Source organism: Flavobacterium pisciphilum, assembly GCF_020905345.1.
Classification (GTDB): Bacteria; Bacteroidota; Bacteroidia; order Flavobacteriales; family Flavobacteriaceae; genus Flavobacterium; species Flavobacterium pisciphilum.
This window is the reverse complement of the sequence record NZ_JAJJMO010000001.1, coordinates 1572397-1586536: the sequence shown is the minus strand read 5'-3', so window position 1 is coordinate 1586536 and position 14140 is coordinate 1572397. Positions and strand designations below refer to the sequence as shown.

General features: G+C 30.7%; 11 protein-coding genes and 1 pseudogene. 8 read left to right on the top strand and 4 right to left on the bottom strand.

Features of this window, described 5'->3' with window-relative positions:
- Positions 1-12 precede the first annotated feature (12 nt).
- Together LNQ49_RS06205 and LNQ49_RS06200 are read right to left on the bottom strand one after the other, a co-directional pair.
- A complete protein-coding gene (locus LNQ49_RS06205) occupies positions 13-3000 on the bottom strand; it encodes an amidohydrolase family protein (RefSeq protein ID WP_229987810.1) in 2988 nt (995 codons plus the stop codon).
- 116 nt (positions 3001-3116) lie between these two features.
- A complete protein-coding gene (locus LNQ49_RS06200; protein ID WP_229987809.1) occupies positions 3117-4550 on the bottom strand; it encodes a S41 family peptidase in 1434 nt (477 codons plus the stop codon).
- Positions 4551-4831: 281 nt separating this feature from the next.
- On the opposite strand from LNQ49_RS06200, the gene LNQ49_RS06195 reads away from it, so the two are divergent.
- A complete protein-coding gene (locus LNQ49_RS06195; RefSeq protein ID WP_229987808.1) occupies positions 4832-5239 on the top strand; it encodes a RidA family protein in 408 nt (135 codons plus the stop codon).
- A gap of 58 nt (positions 5240-5297) precedes the next feature.
- Here the strand turns inward: LNQ49_RS06195 and LNQ49_RS06190 are convergent, their stop codons facing one another.
- Complete coding sequence (locus LNQ49_RS06190) at positions 5298-6371, bottom strand: alanine/ornithine racemase family PLP-dependent enzyme (RefSeq protein WP_229987807.1); 1074 nt, start codon at positions 6369-6371, stop codon at positions 5298-5300.
- A 41-nt stretch (positions 6372-6412) separates the two neighbouring features.
- Complete coding sequence (locus LNQ49_RS06185; RefSeq protein WP_229987806.1) at positions 6413-6847, bottom strand: GNAT family N-acetyltransferase; 435 nt, start codon at positions 6845-6847, stop codon at positions 6413-6415.
- Between the two features lie 862 nt (positions 6848-7709).
- Here LNQ49_RS06185 and LNQ49_RS06180 point away from each other — a divergent pair.
- The 7 genes and pseudogenes from LNQ49_RS06180 to LNQ49_RS06150 all read left to right on the top strand — a co-directional run bounded on the left by LNQ49_RS06180 (position 7710) and on the right by LNQ49_RS06150 (position 13591).
- The gene (locus LNQ49_RS06180) at positions 7710-8891 is read left to right on the top strand and encodes a hypothetical protein (protein WP_229987805.1); all 1182 of its coding nucleotides are present in this window, start codon (positions 7710-7712) and stop codon (positions 8889-8891) included.
- 368 nt (positions 8892-9259) lie between these two features.
- Entirely contained in the window at positions 9260-9739 is a 480-nt protein-coding gene (locus LNQ49_RS06175) for a GNAT family N-acetyltransferase (RefSeq protein ID WP_229987804.1), read from the top strand.
- 205 nt (positions 9740-9944) lie between these two features.
- Positions 9945-10100: pseudogene (locus tag LNQ49_RS06170) on the top strand (YifB family Mg chelatase-like AAA ATPase); the annotation flags it as partial.
- Between the two features lie 326 nt (positions 10101-10426).
- Positions 10427-10714 carry a hypothetical protein gene (locus LNQ49_RS06165; RefSeq protein WP_229987803.1) on the top strand — a complete coding sequence of 96 codons (288 nt, stop codon included), beginning with the start codon at positions 10427-10429 and terminating at the stop codon, positions 10712-10714.
- Positions 10715-11095: 381 nt separating this feature from the next.
- Positions 11096-11245 (top strand): hypothetical protein, encoded by a 150-nt coding sequence (locus LNQ49_RS06160; protein WP_229987802.1) that lies wholly within the window; start codon positions 11096-11098, stop codon positions 11243-11245.
- A gap of 397 nt (positions 11246-11642) precedes the next feature.
- Positions 11643-13001 carry a hypothetical protein gene (locus tag LNQ49_RS06155; RefSeq protein WP_229987801.1) on the top strand — a complete coding sequence of 453 codons (1359 nt, stop codon included), beginning with the start codon at positions 11643-11645 and terminating at the stop codon, positions 12999-13001.
- A gap of 17 nt (positions 13002-13018) precedes the next feature.
- Entirely contained in the window at positions 13019-13591 is a 573-nt protein-coding gene (locus tag LNQ49_RS06150) for a DUF6705 family protein (protein WP_229987800.1), read from the top strand.
- Positions 13592-14140: the final 549 nt, after the last annotated feature.

Below are 14140 nucleotides of genomic sequence, written 5' to 3'. Positions count from 1 at the left end.
AATCTTTTGATTTTATTGTTCTAAAGTATCACAGTGATATTCTTTTTTCTCTTTCTTTTTTGGTTGTTGAGTACTTGCTCCTTTGTTTTTTTCTTGTAGCAATTGCCCTATCAGATCGCTTCTTTCTTTCGTTATGGCTAGCTCTTGTTCCGTTTCTTTTAGAATATCATAATATACTACACCCTCAATAATTGTTTTTTCTGCTTTAGCATAAATAGATAACGGATTAGTGCTCCATAATACAACATCAGCATCTTTTCCTATTTTTAAACTACCCACTTTATCATCGATGTGTAATAATTTTGCTGGATTGAGCGTAACAAATTTCCATGCTTCTTCTTCAGATATATTACCATATTTTACAGCTTTGGCAGCCTCTTGATTTAATCTTCTAGACATTTCAGCATCATCTGAGTTATAGGCAACTACAATTCCTTCATTGTGCATAATTGGACCATTAAAAGGGATTGCATCGTTAACTTCAAATTTGTATGCCCACCAATCAGAGAAAGTTGAAGCGCCCACTCCGTGTTCTTTCATTTTATCAGCTACTTTGTACCCTTCAAGAATATGAGTAAAAGTGTTTACTTTAAAATTAAATTTTTCAGTAACGTTCATTAACATTAAAATCTCCGATTCTATATAAGAGTGACAAGTAATAAAACGCTCTTTGTTTAAGATTTCGGCAATGGTTTGTAATTCTAGATCAACTCTAGGAGCTTTTCCTTTCTTAGAACCTGAATTGTATTTTTTCCAAGAAGCATCATATTCTTTTGCACGTTGGAAATAATCGGTAAAAACTTGTTCAACACCCATTCTTGTTTGTGGAAAACGAGTAGGATTTGTGATTCCCCAATTAGATTGTTTTACGTTTTCACCCAAGGCAAATTTGATAAATTTAGGTTGATTTTTGTATAACATTTCATCTGCAGGCTGTCCCCATTTCCATTTTACAATTGCTGAGCGGCCACCAATTGGATTGGCAGATCCATGTAATAATTGTGAGATTGTAACTCCACCTGCCAAATCTCTATAAATATTAATGTCTTCAGAGTTTACAACATCTTCAATAGTTACTTCTGCAGTAGAGTTGTGTCCCATTTCATTTACACCATTTGATATTGCAATGTGCGAATGTTCATCAATAATACCACTAGTGATGTGTTTGCCTTTTGCATCAATAACAGTTGCTGATGCATCGGATAAATTTTTTCCTATAGCAGCTATTTTTCCATTTTTGATTAAGACATCAGTCTCTTCTAGGATTCCTTCTTTTTCGTTAGTCCAAACAGTGGCGTTTTTAAATAATATAGTCTGTGCAGTTAATTTTTTTGAGTTACCAAAAGCAATGTTTGGGAAAGTAACTGGCATTATTGGATTTAGTTTTTCTGTTTTAGCAGAATCTTTCTCAGTTGTAAATGGAGCCGTTTTTATTGCTGTCCACTGCGTTTCATTTCCATTAGGTAAAATGGCTTTTCCAGAAAGTTTTTGAGTGTCTTCTATAAGTCCAGTTAATCGTGTGTAATCAGCTTTAGTAGAATCTTTAGATCTAATTAATAAGGAAACCCAATTGTTTGAAACAGAAAATGTAGCTTCAGCCTTTTTAGAGTCAGCAGTTGTTACCTCCGATTTTTGAGCATTAATTGTACCGTCGATTTTCCATTTATAAGTTGTAGCATCGATTGTTAAATCATAATTACCACGAATGTCTTTTGTATTAACATCAGTAACTACATATCTACTTCCCTGAACCCAGTTTTCATATAAAACGGTTTTCTCATCAAATATTTCTCCAGAAGTAATTACAAAATTTGCATAGCTGCCATTTTTTAAACTTCCTATTTCATTGCTTCTACCTAATATAGCAGCAGGGATAGTTGTTAAGGCTTCTAAGGCTTTTGTTTTATCAAAACCGTACTTAATTGCTTTTATCAAATTAGTTTTAAAATCTTCCGTTTTCTTCAATTTATCAGTTGTCAAAGCAAAAACAACTCCGTTGTCAGAAAGAACTTTTAGATTTGTTGGAGCTTGATTCCAAAAGCGCAAGTCGGCTAATTCTAATTGATTTGATTGATATGGATTTGAAACATCGTATGCTTCTGGGAAATTTATTGGAATAATAAATTGTGAATTTGTTTTCTTGATTTCTTCAATTCTTTCAAACTCATTTCCTGATCCTTTTAACACATAATTTAATCCAAACTCTTTGGCTATTTTGGCAGCTCTTAAGCTGTTCAATTTATCTTCTGTAGTAAATATTTGTGTTAATTTATCATTACTGGCTAAGGCTTCTAATGATAGGTCTTTGGTAGTCGAATTGCCTTTTTTATACCAATCTAAATCCAAATACATTTGGCGAAGCAATGCCATAGTTCCCATTAAAGAACTTGGGTACGCTTGATTAGTTGTTACACTTCGTGTAAATCCAAAATGATTGGTTGCTTTATTAGATAGTATGCGGGTACTACTTTCATTATTATTTAATGCTATTAAAACACCAGTTCCACGAGCCACTCCATCAGGAATGTGAGTTCCAACTACTCCAAAACCTGCTTTTAGTAGTTCTTCGGCTTTAGGTTGGTCATATTTAAAGCTTTCGTATGCATTTACTTCTGAGCGAATACTCTCATTCCAATAATATCCAACTCTTTTGGTGTCATATAAAGGGTTACGTCCTCCAGAATTACCTTTTGGTTTTTCTACTCCAAACGAAGTATAAATATCTATGAACGAAGGATAAATTGTTTTTCCTTCTAGATTAATTGTAACGCTGTTTTTGGGAATAGCGATATTATTTCCGGCACCTATTACTTTTCCATCTTGAATGAGTAAAGTACCTTTTTCTATTTTTTGTGTTGGGGTAACATAAATAGTTGCATTGGTAAAAACCGTATAATTATTGTTTTTACTGTGAATACTCTCATTATTGGGGAAATAATCTTGGGCGTGTATTTTTGTTAAAATAGTGCTCAAAAAGAGCAATAATAAGGCTTTTTTCATAAATATATAGGTTATTTTTTCATAAAAATAGCAAATATTAATACTTAATCAAGTTTTAAAAGAATAAAATATTAATAAATGCTATTGATTTATTTTGATATAGATTAGGGCTGTTGTTAGCTGCCCTTTAAGATGCTTTCATAGCGAGCTTTTAAGCCTTCTATATAGGGCGCTTTGATTACTGTAGCAATTTCTATAGCTTTTTTTAGAACGGCTGCTGCATTACTTTTTTTACCATTTTCTTCAAGAACATCTCCATACTTTAAAAAAGCCATTGGAGAGTTGGGATACAACTCCGTATTGCTTTTTAAGATAGACTCAGTTATAAAAGGCTTTGTTTTACTATATTCTGAAGATAAAAAATCGATGTCTTCTTCTTTGTATAATTCAGATTCAGTTAGTTTTTTTATAACATCAAATAGTTGTTTATCCATTTTAGCTGCATCAGCTTCGTTAAGAGGTTTTGTTTGTTGAGCAATAGTAGTTTGTAGTTCTTGATATAGTTTTTTGGCTTCGGCAGCCTTTTTATCTCTATAATCTTGAGCTGCTTTTTTTGCTAATTCTACAGCTTTATCATAAGCTGCATCGGCGGTCGTTTTATATTCAGGGACTACACCCGTGCCTTCCCAGTTCGTTTTTGTTATGGGATTTATACCAGTTCCCGTAGCAATGAATGTTTCTAACAGATTATTAACTTCAAAAATGTCACCAGGATTAGCGCCACCTCCAGTTGTTTCACCAACTAAGGTTGCTCTTTTTTGTGTCTGCATATTATAGCTGAATTCTTCTGCTCCCGAAAAAGTTTTTGGACCAGTAAGAACGAACAAAGGAACATCAAGCATCTTTTTTCCGTTTACATCTTTTACCCAAAATTCCTCAGTAAAGTTGTCTTTTCTAAAATATAACGTATTTAATAATAGGGGAGCATTAAAGAAATAACTGCATAAATACTGTACTGTTTTTGGGCTACCACCACCATTGGTTCTTAAGTCTATAATGATAGCATCAGTGCTAGCTAGTAGATTCATATAAGAATCAATTGTTTTTTCAGTATCGTCTATAAAAAATTTGAAATTAAGATATCCGATATTTCCATCTATAATTTTAGCCTCTCTAAAACCATTTGCTAGTTTGCGATTATCAGTAAAATTATGAAGATAAATTTCATAGTAATTTTTACTTAAATCTTTCTTTTCTTCTGCAGGAATGAATTTAGGTTTAACCCTTAGATGTTTGTCGTTATTGATGAAACGAACTTCTTTTGTTAATGCCGCTGCAAAAGAATCTAATAAATCATATTTTTTAAAGACACCTTGTTTATAAGAGTTTTTTAAATGATCCCCAATTAATTTGGCCTTGTCAGGGAATACATAATTTTTTTGGAATAAAGAATCGATTTTTAAAACGGTTTCTTTTTTAAATTTTTCAGTTATTTTCTTTTGTTGACTGTTTGCATTTATTGTAAAAGTAAAAGACAGAATTAGAAAAAAAATGAACTTGTAATTAAAGAATAAATTCTTGTTTTTCGGGGGATGTAATGTGTTTTTCATAATTACTCAGATTTGATTGATTGATAAAGTTTTTTGATTTTTGATTGCAATAATTTTGCTAAACGAATATATGAATTAAAATGGAAAATTTAATAAGAGCTTGGTTATTAAATGTATGTGTCTATTTTGGCTGTTTTTCCTAGCAATATGGTAAGTTAAAAGTTTTAAAACGCCCATTAGTTTTATAATTGTATTCTTTAAGTTTGTTAGGCTTGGAATTATTTTAAGAAATTAAGATCACCAAAATTTAATAATTATTAGAAAAAGAAAAGAAAAACGAAATGAATGAAAACAAAAGGATAAAAGCAGTAACAAGATCAAACCCAAGTACATTAGCAGCACCAGTGGGGAACTATTCGCATGTTACAAAGATTTCAGGTAATGCTGATATTTATACTTTTTCAGGTCAAATAGGGACTAGTAAAGACGGTAAGTTGCCAGGAAATTTTAATGAGCAGGTAGTAAATACTTTTGAAAATATAAAGGCTGTTTTGGAAAGCCAAGAATTGGAAGCCGATGATGTTATAAAAGTGAATATCTGGGCAACCGAAGAAATAGATTGGGATGCTTTTTACGCTGTTTGGAATGCATTTTTTGGAGAAGTATATCCATCAATGACTGTAGGATATATTTCAGCATTGGGACTACCAGAGATTAAATTAGAAATCGAAATATGGGCTGCTAAATAGAGATATTGAGGTAGCGGTAAATAAAAAGCGAGATGATATTCATCTCGCTTTTTATATTTTACTCTATAGTTTTTTCGATATAATCAGAATTCAAAAGATATAGTGCACCCATATATTTGATATTAAACGATACTAAGTCACCAATTTTATATTCTTTTTTTGATTTAGAAATGTCAATCACCAACATATCCGAGCTGGCATCAACAATGCTAATTTCTGCATCATCGGGTTCTAAGTACTGAGGTTGCATATCAAGTAAGCCAATATCTAGAATTGCTCGCAAAGAAGTTCCTCCGAAATCTTCGGTATCATTCATAGAAAAAGTATTTCCAGCAACATTTTCACCTAATTCCCCCGTTGGAGTATCAGGTTTTTCGGTTATTTCAATAATTTCAGTATAGAGTTTAAATACATCATTGTGCATGCCTTCAATTGTTTCGCCAGTAAATAAATCCTTTCCGAAGAATAATGCTTCACCAATTCTGAAATGATTTACCTCCATTGGTCTAGCATTCTTTATTATTAAAGGCAATGCAACCGAAGTTCCACCAGAAACCCACGGAATACTAATGTTAAATTTAGCTTCGATAAGTTGCTTGTATAAACTTAACTGAATTAGTTTGTCTTGGGTAGGCATTACACCACTCAAGCAATTAAGATTAGTGCCAATACCGCGAATTTCGATATTTGGCAAAGTTAAGATTTGACCATAAAAGGCAATTAAATCTTCGCCCATTACACCTTCACGCAAATCACCCATCTCAATCATGATAATGATTTTATGGATTTTATTCTGTTTAACAGCTTCAGCCGAGAGCAATTGTATAGTGTAAATTTCAGTATTAAAACTAACATCTGCATATTTTACAATGCTTGCAATGCTTCGTTTTGCAGGAGGTTTAATGTAAACAGTTTGAATGTTTGGATCTAATGATTTAATTTTTCGGAGGTTACTAACTCGTGAATCATGAATTTCGGTAACTCCTAAAGCGATTATTTCCTTAAGGTATATTTTGTTTCCACATAAAAGTTTAGAAACAACTCCCCATTTGATATTTTTGGAAATGAAAATGTTGTTGAGAAAGGTATAATTCTCTTCTAATTTTTTACGGTATAATTTGATGAATGCCATTGCGTTCCTTTTCTTTTTTATTTGAATTAATAGTTTGCCGTTTATTTATTCAAACGCATTTCGAGGTATTTATTTGTGAAACCTAGTTTTTCGTATAAAATTTTAGCCGGATTATCGGGTTCTACGTGCAAAGCGATATTTCCTTCGGAAATAGCAATTACTTTTTCCATTAATTTTTTTCCGTAGCCTTTGCCTCTTTGAGATTGATCAACGGCAATATATACAAGTATGTTTTCAGGAATGTAATCTTTCATTCCAGTATTGTTTAAGATACAGGCGCCTACAATTTTTTCTTCATCTAGTCCAAGAACGATTGTCCCCCCTTTAGCAGGGTTCATTGCATAAGCAATACATTTAAGGATGTCTTCGATTGTATCGCCATATTGTTCTAGATGCGAATGAAGAAATTTGGCGATAATTTTATTGGTAAAAGTTTTATCCTCTTCTTGTTCAGGAGTAATTATTTTGAATTCCATTATGTTATTCTTTTTCGATTATTTGAGCCCGATTATGAAATTTTTTCGATGGGCAAAAGATGCAATACAAATTGCAAATTGACACGTTTTTTATAGTCAGATTCCAGATAGGTAAAATAATATTTGATAAATGGCAAATAATAATTTTGACTAAAAAAGTGATAGATATTTTTGCAATTTAAGGAATAATAACCGTAAAATGACTAAAAAAGGCCGTTTATTTTGTTTTTAGCAAATATCAAGAAGGCTAGTTTTATTGATATTTGATTGTAAAATGAGGGCTTTCTATGGATAAATAAAAAAGTAATTTTTAATTGCTAGAATGCAATTTGTAGCTAAAATCTGTATGATGGAAAGTGGAATTAATGCAGTCATAATTTTAGATTTCCATTAGCTGACTTTTTAATTGATTTTATCCTGTACATATAGTAATCGAAAAAAATAATAGTAGAAGTATTCTGTAAATAAGAGAAATGAATTATTTTAAGTTTTTATTAGATGTTTTCCTTTATTTATAAAATGAAAGAAAAATAATGACTGTTTTTAATGTTTAAAGAAGATAATTCTTTAATAATAAAAAAAATGCTATTTTTGAGCAAAATAATTTTGAAGTAATTAGAGATAGTTTTGCATTATTGATCTTACTTTTTACTTATAATTATTGAATATCTCCCTCCCCCCTTTTTACTTGAAGGAAAAATATTTTTTTTGGACTTCTAAATGTAATGTCTCTAAGTTAAGTAGATTCATATATGTGCTATTTTTGATAATCTAATTTTAAAGATTATTAAAACAACGTTTGTATATAATTACATTAAGTAGATTGATATATCTATGATAAAATAATTAAAATGTATCAATTATGAATGGAAAGTGTAATGTTGTAACAATAACAAAGTTGTTATGTAATAAAAAAAAGAAAGTAAGAATTAAATTAGTGCTACTAATCCTAATTGGGATAAGTTTTTCGAGCTTTGCTCAGGAATCAAGCACAGGAATTAATACTAAGACACCAAATGAAGGTGCGGTTCTTGAGGTGTTTTCTACGTCTAAAGGATTTCTTCCACCAAGACTTACAACAATCCAAAGAGATGCGATTGATTCAAAACCAGCAGGATTGATGATTTATAACAGTGATCTTAACTGCCTTCAATACTGGAATGGGACTAAGTGGATCGGACAATGTACTAATTCAGGAAGCGGTGTCTTTAAAGATTGCAGTGCTGGAATAGTGAGTGGAGCTTATGAAAAAGGTGAAAAAATGACTGCTCAAAATACGCTTACCTTATTAGTTACGGTAACGGAGGTAGGCCCATGGAGTGCTTTTTCTGATGTAGCAAATGGAATTGCTTTTAGCGGGAATGGTATATTCAATGCAACAGGAGTACAGAATATTACCTTGACAGCCACAGGAACCCCTGATGCATCTGGAGATTTTGCATTTGTGCTTAAAATGGATACATCAACTTGCAATAAGAGTATTACTTTTAAGGATTCTTTTCCTCCTGCACCAGATATGTCAGCTAATCCTATAGGGCTTAAGTTGCCATTTACAAGTAGTGGTAGCATTATAAGTGGGACAGTAAATGAGCAACAGGTTAGCGCTACATTTAGTGGTTATACTAATATTAATACCAGCTCTGCTCAATATACTCATTGTGGGGTCACTATAAACGATAGTAATAAATTGTGGTGGCTTGGTTATAACAATTCTTCTTCTTCCATGACTATTAAATTTAATAGGTCTGTAAGTAATCTAAAAGTATACCAAAATGCTATTGATCTAGGTGAGGGAGTTAGTTATGTTTTAAAACTCAATGGAGTTATAGTGCCAGGAGTTATAGCGTTGTCCACAGCTTATTCTCAAAATTGTAATACTCAGTTTACTGTTTCGGGAACACAAATTACCAAATCTAGTGGTTCTACTACGGCTGGGGCTCTTTACAATGTTGGAGGGTCTTGGTTTGATGAAATTATCATTACTCATATTGGTAAGGGTGGTGGTGGCACCTTTTTTAATTTTTATTTGGGATCTGCAAAATAATAATAAGATTGCCTCTCTGAGAGTATCTTTTATTATGATACCAATTGGTAGTAGCTATAGGCCTCAAAAGGCTTTAAACGCTCTATTCTCTCCTTTTATTGAGAGAATAGAGCGTTTTAGTTTTCAAATACTTTTACTATCATAAATAAAGTAGAGGGGTTAGTTAAAGTATTCAGAAATACTCTTTTTGGTATTGATGCCACAATAATAGCTGTTGAAGAGGATTAAGGATACAAAAAATATGTTTCTTTAAGTGTCTATTTACTGTTAGTATAAAATGAGTACTGCATTAAACCTTTTGTAGTATTTGTTTTGATATTGTATTTCTCAGAATGTTTTGATACATTGCTCAATTGTTTTCTAAAATAATGAAGAATATTATGAAACTGAATGATACAATTATACGCACTGCTTCCCTTGATGATATGAAGAAGCTTCTTTTTTTTGAGCAAGAATTAATAAAAGCCGAAAGACCATTTGACCCGACATTAAAATCGTCAGATGTTACTTATTATGACATTGATAAAATGATAACTTCAACAGAAGTAGAATTACTCGTTGCAGAAGTAGACGGAGAAGTTATCGGTTGTGGTTATGCAAGAATAGACCATGCGAAAGTATATGTTAAATATGCGCAATATGGTTATTTAGGGTTTATGTATGTTGATCCCAAATACCGTGGTTTGGGTGTGATTCATAAAATAATTGAAAGACTGACTGAATGGACTACTTCAAAAGGAATTACAGAACTTCGCTTAGAAGTATATCAAGCCAATGAATCGGCCATAAAAGCATATGAAAAGGTAGGTTTCTCAAAACATTCTGTACAAATGAGAAAGGAAGTATAGTCATTAGATTGTACTTTAGTGATTACTCTTTAGGTCAGTGTTTTTTACGATTTTATGTAGAATTTTATCGCTTAGTATAGAATTGTAACCCGAGAGTTTTTGCATTCTGGATTTAATAAAAGCACTTATTTGTAATATTTAATTTACAAATAAGTGCTTTTTTGATTTATATTTGAATATTTTTACCTATCATAAATAAACAAATATGTTAGTTAAAGTATACGGAAGTGCTGTTTTTAGTGTTGAGGCCACAACGATAACTGTTGAGGTAAATATGGATACGGGAATTGGGTATCATTTAGTAGGTTTGCCTGATAATGCCATTAAAGAAAGTTGTTTTAGGATAGCAGCTGCTGTCAAATACATTAGTAAATGATAATTTACATAAGTTGTTAATAATATCATATTAGTAAGTGATAAAAAATTATGCGAAGAAAAAAAATGATTTTTTGAAAAGTTTTCTTTCCGAAGAAATTTAAGAAAAATATCCTTGGGTAGTATTAAAGACAATATGTACAATTGTTTTGCTTTTAATAATGGTATCTTTAGTGAAAACGAAAATTATTATTAAAAGAAAGTTTTTAGAAAGAATTTTTATTATTCTCAATCATAACTGAGGATTTTAAAATAAAATTAAAGCATTAGATGAATGCCAACATAAATTAGTATAATTAAGATTATTTTAAAATGAAAGTATTAAACTATGTAGATGCAATTAGACTTGCAAAAGAACTATCAAATGATCTTGTAAAAGATAATAAGCTCATGAATCATTGTCGGGTTCATAACTTAAATTATCATAATGTTATAACTTTTATAAGAGGTACTAGAAAAGCAAAACAACCAAAGCTTATTTCTGATTTTTTAAAATCTCTTGGATATTATGTGACAGTTGATAAGCAGATTATATATAAATTCATCATTGATACTACTGAAAATGATGGGCTTAATATTGACGAATTACTTCAAAAATAGTATAAATCGTATGTCGATAATGAAAATTAACTTTTGGAGGTAATGAGAGAGTAGGAGAAAGAAATTTAGTTTTAGAGATGTCTGTTTTTAATCAACAGCTAAAAAAAAAAGCATAAATAAATTTAACATTCTTTAAGGAGGTTTTGTAAATTAGAAGTTTACAAAATGCTAGAATTTAGATATAAACTAACAGATTTTGAAAATATATTTTATATTACAGTAACAAAATAAATAATTTTGTTTTTGAAAGTAGATATTTTAAATTAAATACCAATACGAAATCCTACCACTGTTTTGTGAGGTCTCAAATGTTTGGGTTTCTAAAAAAGCGGATAAGTTTTATAGTTATGAAATGAACAAAAGTGAAATGTCTAAATAAGTATGGAAAAACTACTAGAAAAATATAATTCATTAACTCCTGAAGAAATGTTTAAGTTTAATACTATGGTTGATATTACTTTTCATTCTTGTAATTTAGAGGGGGCTAAACTGACTAATATGAGCGAAAAAATGAAATGTACACAAAACTAAAATGAAATATACATTTTGCTTTTCAGTTTTATATTGAAAATAAACAGTTTAGATAATTTTTGAGTATACCCATTAGGCACCCCATTGACTTAATAACATATACTAAAAGCCTTTATAAGGGTTTTATGGTAGATATTCACGTCATTTATTTTTCAAAATGTACATTTCATTTTTTTTGTACAATACAAAGAATTACTTGTTAAACCTCAATATTTACTAGGCTTTTGGGGATATTTCCAGTATATGAAAATGTACATTTCATTTTTTCAACTATAATAAAATAGCCCTATTAAGTTGTAGTATATTTTTTATAATATCACTAAAAGTGGGTATTTTATTTATTGCTTTCATAATCTACATTTGTTCAATATTTTCTAATTGAATAATTCAAAAAACTATGAAACAAAACACAAAATATAAATCAGGAATCTATATTCTTAAGTTTTTGATTCTTTTTTTTCTAGCACTAACACTAAGCAATTGTCAGGTAGAAGAGGAGCTTGATAAGAAAGAAAGCAGTATTCAAACTGTGGGTGTCAATGAGGCAGTTTCTTTCCTAAAACAAAACTCTATTAATAGTAATTCTAAAACTGGTAAAAAAACACTAACCTTACCTGATTTAAGTGCTATCTCACAGGAAAAAATAAACGGTAGTGACCAATTATTAACGGTTATCCCTCTATCAACTAATAATAAAGAAGAGTATAGTAGGATTTTAATGTCTAGGGTAAGTGGTGTACTAAGAGTGGTCGTTTTTAGCATGTATTCAGATAAAGATATCTTGACAGAGAAATTTTCTGGAAAAATTATGATTCGCAACATCAATGGTGATTTTTTAAATGGATTTCGTGTTGAGAATGGGATTTATGTCTATCAATATCAAATTCAAAAAACAACAAAAAATATCACTAAAAGAGAAGGAGGTGAAGAGACTCCTTTTAATGGAGAAAAGTTAACTGGAGTTACAATTGATAATAATTATCGCAGACCTAATGCAGCAACACCTTGGCTATATTTATATCATGATTTAGATGATTCGGGTGGTGGTTTTGGCGATTATAGTTGGGATTCTGGAAGTGGAAGTGGTGGCGGAGGTGATGGTTTCACTCCTCCAAATACTGATGAGGCTGACCCTTGTGATGAATTAAAAAAACAAAATACAAATGCTAATTTTAAATCCAAAATTGATGAATTAAGTCAGAAAACAAATCTAAAGATGGAAACTGGTTATTTGCAAAGTAAGAACGGACCATTAACAGCTCTTACTAATTTAAGTAGTGATTCGATGAGGCTCCCATACGATGCTAATACCGTTGGTTATATGCATACCCATCTTGACGATTATGATTCTGGAACTGTAGATCCAGACGGTAATCCATTAATAAATCAACCCATTAAAATGTTTTCTCCTTCAGATGTACAATCTTTTATGGTACTTTTGGTAAATGCCAATAAAAATGGAATTCCTTTATCAGATGTTTATGGAACTATGGTTTCTAGTAAAGGGAATTATAGCCTTCGATTTAAAGGGGTTTATAGTGATCTTAATCTAGGATTGAATTTTAACAAAGCACTAGATGATAAATATATGAAAACAATGGGAAAGAATAAAAGCTCTAGAGAGCTTGGCTTTTTGAAATTCATGAAAGAAAATGGTATCACTGGTATTTCATTGTTTAAAATAGAGAATGATGGTACTTCTGCACAGAAAACTCTAGATGTTAAAGATAAACTAACAACAACCCCATGTCCATAACACTTAAAACAAATACGATGAAAAAGATAATTATTATATGTATTCTGATTATATGCAACTTATCCTGCAAAGCACAATCCACTGTTCCAATAGAAAAGTTAGCAGAATACATGCGGGAAGAAAAAGATGTTCCTGAAAGTATCACTTATTTAAAAGATGTAAATGGTATTCGAGATAAATATGTTGGTACTTGGAAAGGAAATTATAATGGTAAAAATTATGAATTAGTCTTTCAAAAAAAAACCACCTCTGACGACAGATTAACTGAAGACGGATTAATAATGCGTTATTTAATTACAGATGTAAATGGCACTGTTTTAGAAGATACCAGAACAGAGCCTGATGATAGCCCTTATACTACAAAAAGTTATTATTTCGACAAAAGCTATTTTGTTTTAACTTATGGAGGGCGTCAATATCAATGTGGACAAGGGGGAGAATTATTTGTTATGTTACCAAAAAACACAAATAATACCACTATGGAACTGTTTCTTACTCCTAGACAAGGTTTTATAATTGAACAATATTGCCCTAATGGTGCAGCTCCACAATTATTTCCAAAAACCAAAATGACCTTAACCAAACAATAGCTAACTTTAATTCTCAATTTTAGCAATCAAAACAAAAGCAGTATTTCAAAAAGTACTGCTTTTCTGTTTAAGGTTCTTCTTCTTCTTCTTCTTCTTCTGAAGATGTTCTCCGAATTGTGAGAGTTTTAACTTTACAAGTTAAAAAGGCACTATAAATTATTGCCTTTATTAAGTTTTGTTTTAATATGAAAATCAATAGTTTATATTCTATAAGGTGTTAAATTTCTTGATGTAAATATTGTTTTTTAAAATAAATTTGTAATTTTGGCTTCAAACAAAAAAAACCCCAATAGCTGGAACTATTGGGGAAATTTTTAAAATTGAAAATAATCCTTTAGACTAAGGACAATGGGTATTATCCCAATCACTTGTCTAGTTAATCTGAATAAGCGAAGTCTTTTTTTAGGATTTAAAAAACTTTGATTCTTTTTTTTTGTTTTCATGTATTTAAATTTAAGTTAATATTCAATTTTCTAATGTAACCTAGGCTGGTCTTTAGCGAGTTCTTGTCTTTTGTCATAATTTTAAAATTGTTTGTTTTTAGATTTC

Excerpts from the sequence above, each read along its gene's own strand:
- LNQ49_RS06195 (WP_229987808.1), top strand. The coding sequence starts at position 4,832 with ATGAATGAAAACAAAAGGATAAAAGCAGTAACAAGATCAAACCCAAGT.
- LNQ49_RS06205 (WP_229987810.1), bottom strand. The coding sequence starts at position 3,000 with ATGAAAAAAGCCTTATTATTGCTCTTTTTGAGCACTATTTTAACAAAA.
- LNQ49_RS06180 (WP_229987805.1), top strand. The coding sequence starts at position 7,710 with ATGAATGGAAAGTGTAATGTTGTAACAATAACAAAGTTGTTATGTAAT.
- LNQ49_RS06200 (WP_229987809.1), bottom strand. The coding sequence starts at position 4,550 with ATGAAAAACACATTACATCCCCCGAAAAACAAGAATTTATTCTTTAAT.
- LNQ49_RS06190 (WP_229987807.1), bottom strand. The coding sequence starts at position 6,371 with ATGGCATTCATCAAATTATACCGTAAAAAATTAGAAGAGAATTATACC.
- LNQ49_RS06160 (WP_229987802.1), top strand. The coding sequence starts at position 11,096 with ATGGAAAAACTACTAGAAAAATATAATTCATTAACTCCTGAAGAAATG.
- LNQ49_RS06155 (WP_229987801.1), top strand. The coding sequence starts at position 11,643 with ATGAAACAAAACACAAAATATAAATCAGGAATCTATATTCTTAAGTTT.
- LNQ49_RS06175 (WP_229987804.1), top strand. The coding sequence starts at position 9,260 with ATGAAGAATATTATGAAACTGAATGATACAATTATACGCACTGCTTCC.
- LNQ49_RS06150 (WP_229987800.1), top strand. The coding sequence starts at position 13,019 with ATGAAAAAGATAATTATTATATGTATTCTGATTATATGCAACTTATCC.
- LNQ49_RS06185 (WP_229987806.1), bottom strand. The coding sequence starts at position 6,847 with ATGGAATTCAAAATAATTACTCCTGAACAAGAAGAGGATAAAACTTTT.
- LNQ49_RS06165 (WP_229987803.1), top strand. The coding sequence starts at position 10,427 with ATGAAAGTATTAAACTATGTAGATGCAATTAGACTTGCAAAAGAACTA.